This is a genomic window from Photobacterium jeanii (assembly GCF_001650345.1).
GTDB lineage: Bacteria > Pseudomonadota > Gammaproteobacteria > Enterobacterales > Vibrionaceae > Photobacterium > Photobacterium jeanii.
Genome location: NZ_LVHF01000033.1, coordinates 679,492 through 693,983, shown reverse-complemented (window position 1 = coordinate 693,983; position 14,492 = coordinate 679,492). Strand labels below are relative to the sequence as shown.

General features: G+C 41.0%; 10 protein-coding genes. 2 read left to right on the top strand and 8 right to left on the bottom strand.

What is annotated here, in order from left to right; genetic code table 11:
* Nucleotides 1-257: 257 nt before the first annotated feature.
* Nucleotides 258-2,180, top strand: coding sequence for an amidohydrolase (locus A3K86_RS20515; protein ID WP_068335934.1), 1,923 nt, complete (start codon nt 258-260; stop codon nt 2,178-2,180).
* Between the two features lie 73 nt (nt 2,181-2,253).
* Here the strand turns inward: A3K86_RS20515 and A3K86_RS20510 are convergent, their stop codons facing one another.
* Entirely contained in the window at nt 2,254-3,306 is a 1,053-nt protein-coding gene (locus A3K86_RS20510) for a linear amide C-N hydrolase (RefSeq protein WP_068335931.1), read from the bottom strand.
* A 110-nt stretch (nt 3,307-3,416) separates the two neighbouring features.
* Here A3K86_RS20510 and A3K86_RS20505 point away from each other — a divergent pair, with 110 nt between their 5' ends.
* A complete protein-coding gene (locus A3K86_RS20505) occupies nt 3,417-4,313 on the top strand; it encodes a LysR family transcriptional regulator (RefSeq protein ID WP_068335928.1) in 897 nt (298 codons plus the stop codon).
* Nucleotides 4,314-4,398: 85 nt separating this feature from the next.
* Here the strand turns inward: A3K86_RS20505 and A3K86_RS20500 are convergent, their stop codons facing one another.
* The 7 genes from A3K86_RS20500 to A3K86_RS20470 all read right to left on the bottom strand — a co-directional run bounded on the left by A3K86_RS20500 (nt 4,399) and on the right by A3K86_RS20470 (nt 14,354).
* Nucleotides 4,399-6,030 (bottom strand): methyl-accepting chemotaxis protein, encoded by a 1,632-nt coding sequence (locus A3K86_RS20500; protein ID WP_068335926.1) that lies wholly within the window; start codon nt 6,028-6,030, stop codon nt 4,399-4,401.
* Between the two features lie 324 nt (nt 6,031-6,354).
* The gene (locus tag A3K86_RS20495; RefSeq protein WP_162844309.1) at nt 6,355-8,172 is read right to left on the bottom strand and encodes an SgrR family transcriptional regulator; all 1,818 of its coding nucleotides are present in this window, start codon (nt 8,170-8,172) and stop codon (nt 6,355-6,357) included.
* A gap of 313 nt (nt 8,173-8,485) precedes the next feature.
* Nucleotides 8,486-9,028, bottom strand: coding sequence for an RNA polymerase sigma factor SigZ (gene sigZ / locus A3K86_RS20490; RefSeq protein WP_068337108.1), 543 nt, complete (start codon nt 9,026-9,028; stop codon nt 8,486-8,488).
* A gap of 177 nt (nt 9,029-9,205) precedes the next feature.
* Nucleotides 9,206-10,237, bottom strand: coding sequence for an NADP-dependent oxidoreductase (locus A3K86_RS20485; RefSeq protein WP_068337105.1), 1,032 nt, complete (start codon nt 10,235-10,237; stop codon nt 9,206-9,208).
* Between the two features lie 160 nt (nt 10,238-10,397).
* A complete protein-coding gene (locus A3K86_RS20480; protein ID WP_068335923.1) occupies nt 10,398-11,000 on the bottom strand; it encodes a TetR/AcrR family transcriptional regulator in 603 nt (200 codons plus the stop codon).
* Between the two features lie 266 nt (nt 11,001-11,266).
* Entirely contained in the window at nt 11,267-12,811 is a 1,545-nt protein-coding gene (locus A3K86_RS20475) for a radical SAM protein (RefSeq protein ID WP_068335920.1), read from the bottom strand.
* Nucleotides 12,812-12,824: 13 nt separating this feature from the next.
* Nucleotides 12,825-14,354 (bottom strand): radical SAM protein, encoded by a 1,530-nt coding sequence (locus A3K86_RS20470; RefSeq protein WP_068335917.1) that lies wholly within the window; start codon nt 14,352-14,354, stop codon nt 12,825-12,827.
* Nucleotides 14,355-14,492: the final 138 nt, after the last annotated feature.

Below are 14,492 nucleotides of genomic sequence, written 5' to 3'. Positions count from 1 at the left end.
TCTAAGTCAAAAAACGCTATAGGTTTTGCTTCAAATCAATATCTAATCACTTTTCCATTATCAGCCCGAAAATTAATTTGATATCAAAACATGCAGTGTGCAATATCGAGATACAGATAATTCAATATCAAACAATAAGCAATAGTGCTCACTATTAGCGATATAGCATGGGTACATACGAGCTTAGAGCCAGAGTTGAGGTCGTTAATCTTCTGCAAGCATAAAAGCTCTAGCTCGATTTAGATGGAGGCAAAACCGTGAAACGTAAGATGTTAGACCTAACCGATAACGACAATATTCTTAGCAAACTAAGTCGTAGAAACTTCCTAAAAGCGACGGGTGGTGCTGCCGCTATTGCCGCTGCTACCTGCCCTGTTGCACAAGCCGTGGCAAGTACAACCAGCAGCAAGGCTCGCAAGGTCACGGATAAAGTTGTTCTGTACGTCAATGGTAAAATCTACCAAGGCGATAAAAGCAACCAGAAATGGGCAGAAGCTTTTGCTGTTCAAGGCGAAAAGTTCATCCAAGTGGGTACAACCGAAGAGATTCTAAAATTACGAACACCGCAAACACTAGTGGTAGATCTTCGTGGTCATACCGTTTTACCAGGGCTTATCGATGATCACATGCACCCTGAAATGGCTGTAGAAAACTACAATAATGTGCGTGTTGATGAGCTTTCTACCACATGGGATGAATTTAAAGCTTTAGTTAAAAAAGAGCTAAAAGAAAACCCACATAAAGAATGGGTGTTTGGTGGCAACCTTGATTACCTTTGGGATGACGGTAGCGCCATAAAAATGTTCGGTATGCCGTCGCACAAAAAGATCCTTGATGAATTAATTCCAGATAAACCTGCATTCTTTTGGGAATGTTCAGGTCATGCCGCACTGGTGAACTCCAAAGCACTAGAGCTTTGTGGCATTACAAAAGATACACCAGACCCAGTCGGTGGCCACTTTGTTAAAGATGAAAATGGTGAACTTACTGGCGTTCTACGCGAACTCGCGGCCAATGTTGCATGGGAAAAATGGCTAGAAACCCTACCAACCCCACAAGAGCTTGGCGACAAGCAACTAAAGCCTATTTTTAGCTACCTAAACAGCTACGGCCTGACTTCAGTGAGTGAAGTTTGGTCACGTGAAATGTACGGTCAAGCCTACAAATACCTTGATGATAAAGATGAGCTCACACTGCGCCTTGCTGTTTATGCAACCGTGCCTGTCGAGTTTGTTACACCGAAAATGCAGGCGCTGGCAAATAGCTACATTGACAACCACCAGCAATACAACGGTAAGCAAGTTAAGATCCTTGGCGTAAAATACATTCTGGATGGTGCAGCCGCTGGTCAAACAGCAAGACTCGTCCACCCTTATGAAGGTAGCGACAGCTATATCGGCCCATGGCGAAACACGCCTGAACAATATAAAGAAGGATTGTTCAAATACGATGCGATGGGACTATGTGTTCATGCTCACTGTGCTGGTGACGGCGCGGCACGCCTCGTGTTAGATAGCGTCGAAGAGTTACGCAAAACAGTGCCAAACAACAACGCAGACAAACTCATTCACCGTGTGGCTCACGTTGCTATGGTTGATAAAGCAGATATCAATCGTTTTGCTGAGTTAAATGTTCACGCTGAGTTTTCGCCTGTCTTCTGGTACGACATGCCAGCGATTCGCGTTGTTGAACAAGACATCGGTGCTGAACGCGTACAGAACAACATGTACCCAATGAAGCCTATCTTTGAAAGTGGTGCACCATGCTCAATTGGTACCGACTGGACAGTAACACCAGTAAACCCTTGGATTGCTATTGAAACCGCAGTGACTCGCCGAGGTCCTGGCGTTACTAGCGGTCCTTCAATGAATGCCGAAGAGCACGCGGTTTCACTTGAAAATGCAGTATGGCTATATACGCAAGGTGGCGCTGACAGCCAAAAACGCGCTGACGAAATCGGTTCGATTAGCCAAGGTAAATATGCTGACTTTGTGGTTATCGATCAGAACATCTTTGACGTGCCAATCACTGACGTTCATAAGACCAAAGTGCTAAGTACCGTACTGGGTGGCAGCGATGTATACCTAAGCTCAAAAGTTGAAGAGATCCTTGAGCTTGGCATGCTAACGGGCGACTACGAAAACAACATGCAATTCGCCTCCGTTGGTCGTCAGTTTTAACTGCTCAAATGGCAAAGCGCTCAGCATTGGCAGAGCGCTTTTGTCTTTAATTTTCAGCTTTCTTTAAAACCAACTATTGCGTTTTGTATTGTGACATTACGCCATCGTCAACTTTAAGTCGCCCTGTCACATCACCAAATAAGTCTGATAAATCAGCCTGTAGACTATAAGTTTTGCCGTTATTTACTTTATTGAAGTCAACAAAGTAGTGAGTGTAGCTATCATCATATTGGTAACGTACTTGCAGTACTTTCTCATCCAAGTTATAGCCTACTGAGTACAATGTGGCGTAACCACGCATCACACCATTCGCATCAGGACGGTTTGCAGCATCCATTGGGATTTTATACGTTGCACTGTCGAGTTTCGCGATACCATTTACATAGCTACTCGGCTCTTTAAGCTGTGACTTCATATACTTGTTCCAAACAAACCGTTGGGACGACATGATGTTACCCGGCACAGTAAAGTTACCATCAATCACATCATCCGCTTTGGGTTTGGCTTTTTCCCAATTTTTTAAGTGCTCAGCAAACTCAGGGCTGTTGGTCATCACATCGTATTGTTTACCGTGATAAATGTTCCACTTATCCTCCACAAACTCCAATACTGCAGAATCCCCCGAAGCATCTTGAATGGAGTAATGACCCTTCATCGCTATACCATTGTGCTCAAACTGCTGGATCTCAATCGTATGAATGTTCTCTAGCGCTTCACTGACCGTAGCAAAGCTATCAATCAGGTAAGCAGTGAATGCCGCATTAATAATTTGCGCTTTTTCGCCATCAATATCGCCCGATGTTTCTTCATCTAAGAACAGCGCATTGGCTGAAAAACCCGCTTCGTTGAAACCATCAATGATACCAACACCGTAAATGGTCATACCGATAGACGCATACTTAGATGTCCACTCTAAAGCATTATCAGTTGTATACCCTTTATACGTTTGACCAGCAGGACGCACTTCTACCGTAGGTTGATTTGCTTCCATCCAATCCATGGTACGGCTAACAAACACACCATGATCGTCGGTTTCCCATAGTAATCGTGAACAAGCATTAGCTGTTGATGCGAACGAAGCTGCAACGGTCAATGCGATTGCCGTTTTTTTGAGTAGGTTTTTCATGGTCAATGCCCTTTCTTGTTATCGTTGAGTACTAATTTACGTCAAAGCAACAAGCAGAAAATCTCAGTTATGTTGTATGATTTACAACATAACAATAGGGAGACTGAGAAATGCCAAGGGCTACCTTTGATCAACTGAGTGCTTTTGTCGCTGTCGCAGAACATGGCTCATTCAGTAAAGCGGCACGAGTGTTACGAAAAGATCGATCTACATTGCATCATCAAGTGACCGATCTTGAAATTGATTGGGACGTCACCTTGTTTAAGCGAACAGGTCGTTCACCAGTGCTAACGGAGCAAGGCAAAGCCTTATTGCGTCCATCAAAATTTATTATCTATCAGATGAATGCATTAGAGTCAGCAACTGACAGCCTATCTATGGGTGAAAAGACCAGTCTAACTATCTGCTACGATGCGTCACTGCCTGCACATGCCATCCAAGGCTTTGATAAACAACTTCGTCAGCAGCACCGCATGACAGATATCAATTGGTTACAGCGTAATCGTGATGAGGCAGTTGAGCTGCTAAGTAAAGGGGATGCTGACTTTGCAATTGCCTTAAACCAAGGAGCAGTTCACCCAGATACTGGTGTCAGTTTTATTAATCTTGGTTACCCTAAGTTTGATTTTTTTGTGCATCAAGACTCACCACTTGCTACCCAAAAAGAAGTGTCGATGTCTGAGTTACAATTACATCGTCAGTTTATGCTCGAAGATTTTCTCGACAGCAAGCTTGGGCAACAGAGTGCCATTTCACCACAGATAAGCATTGTTAGTGATAGCGATGTCTTAGTCGCACTGCTAGAAGTTGAGGGCTATGCACTGCTGCCAATTCACCTACTCGATGATAAGCAGCATCAAGTGTTTCATAAGCTACATGTCGATTTTGCGGCTCAAGGAGGACACTTTGGCTATGTATTGTTGCATCCTTCAACGGCAGTATTGAAGCCGCTGCAAAAAGATGTGATTACAACAATCACCGATTGGTTTCGTCAAATATGCCGTTAAAGAAATGATAAGCAAAAATAAGGTCTGCGATATGCAGACCTTATTCGTATTTCAGCTACCAAGCAAAGGCTTACAAGCTAGTTCATTACATGATTTTAAAACGGCCCACGACATTCTGAAGGCTACTTGCAAGCTGACTTAACTCATTACATGCTTGAGAAGTTTGGTTAGCCCCTGCTGCGACTTCCTGTGAAGACAGGTTAATGTTTTCGACATTACGGCCTAGCTCTTCTGTCACCGAGTTCTGCTCACTACAAGCGCTTGCAATTTGCATGTTCATTGAGGCGATTTGGTTAACCGCGCCTTCAATTTGGGTGATATGCGAACCTGTTAGCTCAGTTTGCTCAACACAAGAATGAATTAACTGACAACTCTCTTTGGTTGCTTCGCCAGTTTGTTTGGCGCGTTGCTGAAGTTTTTCGATGATCGTGATGATCTCATTGGTTGATTCCGATGTTCGACCAGCCAAGGTTCTTACTTCATCTGCAACCACGGCAAAACCACGGCCTTGCTCACCCGCACGTGCCGCTTCAATTGCAGCATTAAGCGCTAGCAGGTTAGTTTGCTCAGCAATACCACTGATCACATCAACAACCATGCTGATACTTGCAGAGTCTTGCTCTAGCTGAGACACCATGTCACCTGCATGCTCAATCACACTCGCAACACGCTGGATCTCTTCAATGTTACGGTTCACCACACGGGTACTTTCGTTAGCATCTTCCGTCGCTTTATTCGCAGACTCAGAAGCATCTTCGGTGTTATTTGCCACTTCATTAACTGTTGATTGCATCTGATTCATGGCCGTCGCAATCATAGTTAACTCATCCTGTTGCTGCTTCATACCATTCGCAGAATGAGCAGATACAGTACTAACTTCTTCAATAGCCGCACTTAGCTGAGTCACCGCACTTGAAATGTCATGTACCAAGTCACGCAAGCGATCTTGCATGCGAATACAAGAATCAGCTAAATCACCTAACTCATCATTACCAATTTCTTTACGCTTTAGCTGGTAGGTTAAGTCGCCAGAAGCAATTTTCTGTGCCATTGCAGCAACCAGATCTAAAGGCGAACAAATTTGACGGGTTAAAAATAGGTTCATTACCACCATAAAGGTAATAATTAAAACAATACCAATTAATGAATATAAATTAGATTGCTCCACACTATCTAATGCATAAGAACGCTCTAATTGACTTTCCTCATGCGTTAATTTCATTAAATGCTCAAGTGAAGAATGAAGCTTATTAAATACCTCTAGGGAATTTAAAACCGCATTATTCGCTCTAGTAATATCTCCAGCTTTAATGGCAGGCGCATAGTCTTGCGTACTTAATTTATAATTTTTCCAACTTTGAGATACTTGTTCAAATACACGGCGTCCTTCGTCAGTTGTTAACATTGATTCGTAGCGTTTTAAATCATTATCAATCTTACTTTTAATTTTATCTACGGCACCCAACCATTCACCGATTTTCGGATGGTTAATATTAGGCAATAAGGAGAACTCATCTTTCCTTAAAGTCGTAATGTCTATCTGAAGCTCTTGGACTAAGACGATTTTAGGCACCATACCATCAGTGATACCAAGGAGATTGCCTTTGATTTGGTCAATTTCAGATGTCAGAAAATAACCTAATGCAGCTACAGCAATACCGATAGAAAAAAAGACTACGCCTATTTTTTTGCCTATCGACAAATTTTTATAATTCATTTTCTTTAACCTATTTATGGAGGGGCTACACGTAATTTGTGGAGCGTCATAATAGGCTTAGCGGCAACTGAGTCAATTATTATAAATTATTCGTAATTTTCTACTGTAAGCATTTTTTTACAGATTTCATTTCCGCCATCATTATATTTACATCTCATTTTATAAATTACCATAAATTATATAAATAGACGAAAAATAGGATAAACAAAAGTAATCATCATGATTAAATTTATTTATCCACCATCTTTTAATTTAATAAATGTATGTCATTAAACAACAATAAGGTTAATTTCTAGCACCATTAATTTTTCTATTGCTCTTAAACTAATCTTCAATCCAGATATCTTTAATTTCTGGCCAGCCCCAGTTCGTAATAGCAACACCTTTTAATACATCCTGAAAACGCAGCATTTGCTTATAGTGATATAAAGGTGCAACCCAAGAGGCATTTACCATAGCCGTTGCCAAAGGTTCTATCGCCGCAAGATATTCAGGTAGCTGACGAGTTTGTCGGATTGCAATTAACTGCTCATCAAGCCATTGCTGTTCCTGCATTGGCAATGCATTGTGGAGGAGTGAATCACCATAAAACCAGCGAAATGCCGATGCTGGACGGTTATCATCTAAGCTGGTACTGGCTAGGATAAGATCCTCGCTTAGCGCTTCTGAATCAATCAGACTCTGCATTTCATCATAAAGGTAAAGGTTTGCTTCAACCTCGACTCCATTATCGGTTAACAGGCTTATCATTCCTTTCACCGCGTTGATCAATTCACTCTGACTGTAATACGCAATAGTGATCTTGTTCGGCTTCAAATCCACATGCCCTTTCGCTCCAATACCCGGCTTTAGCACTGGTGTCCAAATTGGCAATAGATTCGTCGCGGCTTGTAAACCCTGCTCATCTTCCGATGTACCAATTGCAGCCAATAAAGCTTTAGGATCAAGAAAAGCCCGTAACCAATCTCGCTGCATAGCGGTTAACTTTGAAGCACGCTGATTGAACACCGCATACATGCAACCATGCTCCAATAAGATGGGTTGGGTATCGGAATAAGAAACTGCGTCTAACTTTCGATCTGTCAGCAATACATCGGTTGCACGCGGCTGAGTAACTTGCTCGTCATCTTCCATACGCTCAAGGTATTGTCGACAAGACGGCAACTCTGGTGATACCTCTGATACTTGCTCTTCGCTCGGATCTTGAATAAAGCGCTTATGACTATCTAAGTGCGGAACATGCCAAATCGTAACTTCATCGGTTAAAGCTCGACACGCATAATAATGCGGAAATGCCTGCATATGCAGCTTATCTTGAGTATGACTGACAATTTGAAACGGCCCACTCCCCACTATATTCAAGTACGTTGATGATAACTGCTCAGCTGGTTGAATAGAGTATTTAGGATCAGCCAACAAACCAGAAAAGCCCAAATCAGGCTGAGACAATTCGAAGACTAAGGTTTGCTCTCGCAGTGCAGTGACTGTTGTTAAATGCGCTAACTCACGTTCATAACACGGGTGAGTTTTCAATAATTCAAACAAAGTCGCTATGGTATGCGCAGTGATTGGCTGACCATCATGAAACGTCAACCCAGGGCGCAAATAGAACTTCCAGTAACGTCCCTCTTGTTCACTACGCCATGTGTGTGCCAAATCAGCTTCTATTACTCCAGACGATGTGCATTTCACCAAACAACTATAAAGCTGGCGAAGGAGAAAACGTTCACTATTACGCTGTGGATTGTGCGGGACAATACGCTTAAATGGACGATAGTAAGTTAGCTGTAAATGCAGCTCTCCGCTCCGTTGGCTCGCCCCTGAAGTGTCTTTCAATAACGATCCAAACCACTGCTGATCGCCTCCTAACATATCGAGCGCTTTATCGTAAAAGCCTTGCTCGACATATTGCATCGCGATCAGCTGTTGCAGTTCAGCTTTGGTCAAATTCAAAGTCAGTACCGAACGTTGATTCCGCCCTACACTCGGCTGCCAACTAAGCCATTGCTGACCTTGCATCTCTTTCAGCAAATTGCGAGCGTGACGCAAACTGGCACTCAGTTTATCGGCAACTTCAGATAAGGTGACAGAACACGCGGCTTTCGCTCCAAATGGCAATAAGCGAACATAGTATCGAAACAATTTTACATCATGCAAAACCAGCAACCTCTTTTAATCTTTATTCCCCTTTTAGCGCTTATTCAGCAATTTACACCAAAATAGAGCGAATTTAACGGGAAAAGCGGTAGTAAAATTTTACACTCTATCTGTTTTTAAAGCCCTCTTTATTCCTCATAATTGCTCTTGCCCTGAGTGAAGTAGCAACATCCCCCCACCGTTGCTATCCGTATAAACGGCAGGCACAAAAAAACCGCTGATCTTGATCAGCGGTTTTCCTATTTTTTCGTAACCATTTCAGCTAACTACTAACAGCGGGTGATGAACACGCTAATCGCTAACACTTATTACAACTCGATGGCTTTTGTTCATAGTCCATCAGGTTTCCATTCGCATCTAAGGTAAAGTCACAGCACTCTTTGTAGAGTTCCAGCAGGTGCTCTCGGCTTTTATTAACCCGAGATTTTAAGGTCGAGTATTTAACGCCCTGCTTTTCTGCATAACTTTTTTGCGACTCGCCGTTGATCTCAATAGCCGTTAACATTTGTGCCTCGCCTTCAGGCAATGCTTGGATGAAAGGCGTCAAACATTGGCTAAGCTCGTTATGAACACTGCTATCATCTTCAGCATGCCATAACTCCTCACCTTCAACTAAACGCTGCCTACCCTGCTTACGATAAAAATCGATGATCGCGTTGTTAGCAACCTGAAACAGCCACGATTTGATTTGCGATGGATCTTTAATCGTCTTCATGTGGGTATATGTTTTGATCAATACCTCTTGCAGCAAATCATCGACATCAGCTGCATTTGATACATTTTTACGCAAGAAAGCTTGGAGACTGCTTCGGTACTCGCCCCAGATATGTTCGACGTTCATTTCCATACTACTTAGTTGGCCAATTGAAAGCATTGTATACCCTTGACGACTCAAGAAACAAAAATGTGAGAACTAAAAACAAAAACGCCAAGGCACGTAACTTCTCGTGATGAACAGCAATCAGAGAAACAAGCACCTTAGCGTCTGTTATTTAACTGAATAAATCAAAAGCTCAGCTTATAGCGGATCGTTAACTTTAATCACCATTTTGCCGAAGTTTTTACCTTCTAATAGCCCAATGAAAGACTCTACGGTGTTATCAAAACCTTCCACTAAATGTTCACGGTATTGGATCTTACCTTCCGCCAACCACGCTGACATAGCTTGAGCAAACTCACCGTAACGGTGTGCGTAATCATCAAAAATGATAAAGCCTTGCATCTTGATACGCTTGATTAATAAGGTCGCCATTAACATAGACATACGATCAGGACCTTCTGGAAGCGATGTCGCATTGTACTGAGAAATCAAGCCACATAGCGGAATACGAGCACCTGTATTCAATAACGGCAACACCGCATCAAAAACTTTACCGCCGACGTTTTCAAAATACACATCGATACCATTGCCACAAGCAGCCGCTAATTGCGCTGCAAAATCATCAGCTTTGTGGTCAATACAAACATCAAAACCTAGGACTTCAACGGCATGACGGCACTTCTCTTCGCCACCAGCAATACCAATAACGCGACAACCTTTTAGCTTACCAATCTGCCCGACAGTTGCGCCCACAGGCCCTGTCGCGGCAGCAACCACTAAAGTATCCCCTTCTTTCGGCTGACCAATATCTAGAAGCCCCATGTATGCTGTGAAACCAGGCATACCCATAATACCAAGAGCAAAAGACGGCGCTTGTGGATCTTGACCTAACTTAATCAAACCCTCGCCGTTAGAAATACCATAATCTTGCCAGCCAGTGTAGGCCAGTACCCACTCGCCAACCGGAAAATCAGGATTGTTTGATACTTCAACCTGACAAACCGTAGCACCAACCATCACATCATCTAACGCTACAGGTTCAGCATACGATTTGGCATCATTCATACGGCCACGCATGTAAGGATCTAGTGATAAATACACACTACGTAAAAGCATTTCACCGGCCTGAGGGGTTGGCTTCGCCACAGTTTCCATACGAAAATCACTGGTTTTAGGCGCACCATGCGGACGAGCAGCTAAAACAATGCGGCGGTTTTGAGTTGTAGTCACAGTCATACAATGTCCTTTCAATATCCTGGCTTTATATAAGTTCTTATTAACAACCTTAAAAATAGACCAGTCGTCTAGTATTAAGGCGAACTTTTGCTACAAGTAAAATACGAAGCAAAAGTCTGAAGGTTTTAATTTAGATACAACCAGTAATCACTGGTTATAGAGATTCATACATGCCATTTTTCAGCATGGCTTGGGTAGATTTCATAACACGCTGTAACCCTGTAGATGTCTGGGTTAGCTTGCAGAGTAAGCTCGCGCCAACCCAAAGGTTATAAAGGTGTTCTGCTGCTTTATAGCTATCCATTTTGGCAATAGAGCCATCTTTGATGCCTTCTTCAATACAGTCAGCAATGAGCCCCAACACGCTTTCAACACCATCGAGCAAAGCAACACGCATCATTTCTGAAAGATCAGCGACTTCTGCGCTAAGTTTTACCACCAAACAACGCTGCGTAGCACACTCTTGTGCTTGAACATCGATCCAACACTGCCAATAACCGATCAAACGGTCATACCCTGTTAGTGATGTATCTTCAAAGCGCTCTCGTAGTCGACCTTGATAATGCTCGAAGTAGTCTTGGATCAGGGCTTCACCAAATTGCTCTTTGGATTTGAAGTAATGATAAAACGAGCCTTTCGGCACATCGGCATGTTTGAGTAGTTGCGACAGCCCTACATTTGAAAAGCCCTGCTGAGCAATCAACTGGTAGCCAGTATCGAGAATGTGCTGTCTTGTATCTTGGGTATCTGCTTTCATGTGAGTAGGTTACGATCAATTAGACCAGTCGTCTAGTTATTTGTTAGCAAAAGTAAATTCTGGACTGTTTTTACAAGTACTTCTGAAGCAAAACATGATTGAATTTATAGTGACTACTTGGTTATGTATTGAGTACAAACCTTCCCTTCAACTTTACATACTTAAGGTACTATGGCTCTGCTGACATCTTAATTACCCAACGCACAACATTGAAGCTGCATTAATCTCTATAGAGATAGCCCCTAGACAATACATCTGATGAAAGTTTAGATATACGTGTCAGGTATCGTAACTAACGGAGATAAGTTTCCAAGATCAACATTTTCATTTTGTAGATTAGCAGCTTGGAGGATCTGTAGCAGTTCTTGATGACGAGGGTGCCCCGGCAAATGAACAGCTTTATGAAGATATTGCTGCTCTGTAAACGTTCCCCAGTTCACAATCTTGGTAAAGACTATTGAGTCAGCATTTAATTCACTACAAAAAGCGACAAAGTTACTCATCTCGTGAAAATTATTGTCTTGAACTACAAAACTAAACTTTAGTGAACATATAGCGAATTCTTTTCTAAGATTGGCAATAAACTTAAGATTCTCATACAACTTCTTAAAGTTTACCCCTCTACGGTGATGCTCAATTGTTTCTTTACTCGCTCCATCCAGAGAAATTTCAACGCAAATAGTACAATCACGAACAAACTGAGGTAACTGTAACCAGTTACGTTGTGTAAAAAGCTGCCCGTTACTATGTAAAACGATGTCTTTTAAATTTGGGAAGGTTTCGCGATTCATTCTTTTCAAAAATTTCTTAGAATGAGGAGAACCGAATGGATCACCTGAGCCAGAAATATACATTGAGTGAAAGAATGACCCCATCTGTTCAACTTTAGTTTCAATTTGCTGTATTTTTTCTGCCCGTTCACCGAACTCTATCACAGCTTCATTACGGCAGGACGGACAAGAAAGGTTACACGACATATCAAAGCCACAATTCAGAAATGCCGGACCATGTGATACCGCTCCATCTCCACGCCGAATATCAGCCTGGATTGTTTCTGAGTATGCTTCCAGCTCTGGAAATTGATAGTCCTTATCAGTTAAGAAAAAACAGCTATCATGTAAACAATAACGATAGGAGCCATCGATAATTGACTGTCTAAATAGCTTCGCCTGCTCACTATTCCAAATATCTTTAAGTGACTGCTCTGACGGATTACCTATACTTTTTGCTGCATGCCACCCACTACAGCACATATGTGCTTCATCGTAACAAACAATATAATCAAAGAATGGCTTAGGACAATAACCTGCTACTTTTCTTGCAGGTTTTGTTGCTGCATCCAAATCGGTACGCTCTTTAAGTGGCGTATCCTCTACCCATAATTTTATCTTTTCGTTTAGAGTAAAGTCATTTACTGAAGGCTTATTGTTCCAATTAAGGATTTTATCTATGTCTGAAGGATAGTCTCTTAATAAACTGTATAACATTGACTTTGACGATATTATGTACTCAATATAATTTTTCTTTTCATTGCTAAACACTCGACTTTTAAGATTTCCAATGTAGTGTTCAATATTGTTATTTACACACCAATCTATAAAACTGATTGTTCCATCCCAAGATTCAATAAGAATATCAGAAAAGTTCATCTCATTGTGTTCAATGAAAATAATATCTTCATTAACCCTAGACTTATACGTCAACTCTAGTAAATTCAACGTCTCTATTACCTGGTACTTATCTTTCGACCAAAGTTTCATTAAAGCATCAAGCAATCCCTGAGAAATATTTACAGCATCTTCCTGCAACATACTACAATTCATTTTATTTTTGTACCTCATGCAGTGCAGAATCGAATAATGAACTTAAGTTTCCAATTGAAACTCTATCATTGTATAAGTCTTCATTAACAAGAATGTTTAATAACTCTTTATGACGAGGATGTGAGCTTAAATGAACAGCCTTATGCTCATACTCTTTTTCAGAAAAAGCCCCCCAGTTTTGAACTTTAGAAAAGCTAATACAATCGGAGTTCAGCGCAGTGCAAAAACTAACAAACTCTCTCATTTCATGAAAATTATTCTCCTGAACAACAAAACTAAATTTTAAAAATTTTATCTCATTGCTTTCCCTTAACTTTGATATAAATTTAAGATTATCTAATAGCTTATCAAAGTTAACACCTCTACGGTTAGTTTCAATTGTTTCTTTGCTTGCTCCATCGAGCGATATTTCAACCGATAGTTCACAGTCTCGAATAAACTGAGGTAATTGCAACCAATTACGCTGAGTAAATAATTGCCCATTGCTATGTAAATTGATGCTTTTTAGTCTTGGATATTTCTGTTGAGTCATTCTTTTCAGGAATTTCTTAGAATGCGGAGAGCCAAATGGATCTCCTGAACCAGATATATATATACTATGGAAAAATGTTCCCATACTCTCAATTTCACATTCAATATCCTGGATTTTCTCTGCTCGTTCGCCACTTTCTATAAACTGTTCATTTCGGCAAGAGGGACAGGACAGATTACAAGACATATCAAAACCGCAGTTAAGATGAGCGGGACCATGAGACATCACTCCATCAGCTCTAAGAATATCTTTCTGGATACTTTCATGGTATTCCTCCAATAATGGAAATCTATGACTTTCATCCATCAAAAATGAGCAAGAATCTTTTAAACAATAACGATAGGAACCATCAATAATCGACTTCCTGAATAATTTCGCCTCTTCGCTATTCCATATGTCTTTTAGCGATTGTTCCGATGGATTCCCCATACTCTTTGATGCATGTAAACCACTACAACACATATAGGCTTCATCATAACAAACGATATAATCAAAAAAAGCGCTTGGACAATACCCCTCAACAGTCCTCTCAGGCGGAGCTATAAAAACATTATCACTTCTATGATTATCAACCCAAAACCTAATCTTTTCATTTAATGCAAAATCATTAACAGAAGATTTGCCGTTCCAAATTAACACTTGGTCTATAGTAGCCGGATAACTACGTAATAGTTTATATAGCATCGCCTTAGATGTTATTACATATTCGATATAGTCTTTCTGGCTATTAAATAGCCTACCATCAATAATATCAGAGTAATAATCTAGGTTATTATTTACACACCAATCGATAAAACTGCTCTTTCTATCCCATAAACTCACAAGTTTATCTTTATTGAGTTCTATGCTCTTATTAAGATGTATAAGATTTTCATTCATTGTTACACTATACTCGGCCTCTAACTCATCTAAAGCATTTATAACTTCACTTTCACTTTTTCCCCAAACCGTCATCAATGAACTTAACAGCTTATGAGTTAGGGTGGTTTCCTGCAGCATGCACTAGCCTTATCAAATTTACCCGGGGTAATATTAAATTTATAATGACTTAATTCATTAAAGCCAGATATCAAACTATCAACTCATTAGTTATCATCTAAGCAATCGGGATAGGAAAATAAATCTGGTTATGATTTC

What these genes read in the sequence shown, in the direction of transcription:
- A3K86_RS20510 (WP_068335931.1), bottom strand. Translation starts at nt 3,306, where the DNA reads ATGAAAAACCTACTCAAAAAAACGGCAATCGCATTGACCGTTGCAGCT.
- A3K86_RS20505 (WP_068335928.1), top strand. Translation starts at nt 3,417, where the DNA reads ATGCCAAGGGCTACCTTTGATCAACTGAGTGCTTTTGTCGCTGTCGCA.
- A3K86_RS20500 (WP_068335926.1), bottom strand. Translation starts at nt 6,030, where the DNA reads ATGAATTATAAAAATTTGTCGATAGGCAAAAAAATAGGCGTAGTCTTT.
- sigZ (WP_068337108.1), bottom strand. Translation starts at nt 9,028, where the DNA reads ATGAACGTCGAACATATCTGGGGCGAGTACCGAAGCAGTCTCCAAGCT.
- A3K86_RS20480 (WP_068335923.1), bottom strand. Translation starts at nt 11,000, where the DNA reads ATGAAAGCAGATACCCAAGATACAAGACAGCACATTCTCGATACTGGC.
- A3K86_RS20475 (WP_068335920.1), bottom strand. Translation starts at nt 12,811, where the DNA reads ATGTTGCAGGAAGATGCTGTAAATATTTCTCAGGGATTGCTTGATGCT.
- A3K86_RS20470 (WP_068335917.1), bottom strand. Translation starts at nt 14,354, where the DNA reads ATGCTGCAGGAAACCACCCTAACTCATAAGCTGTTAAGTTCATTGATG.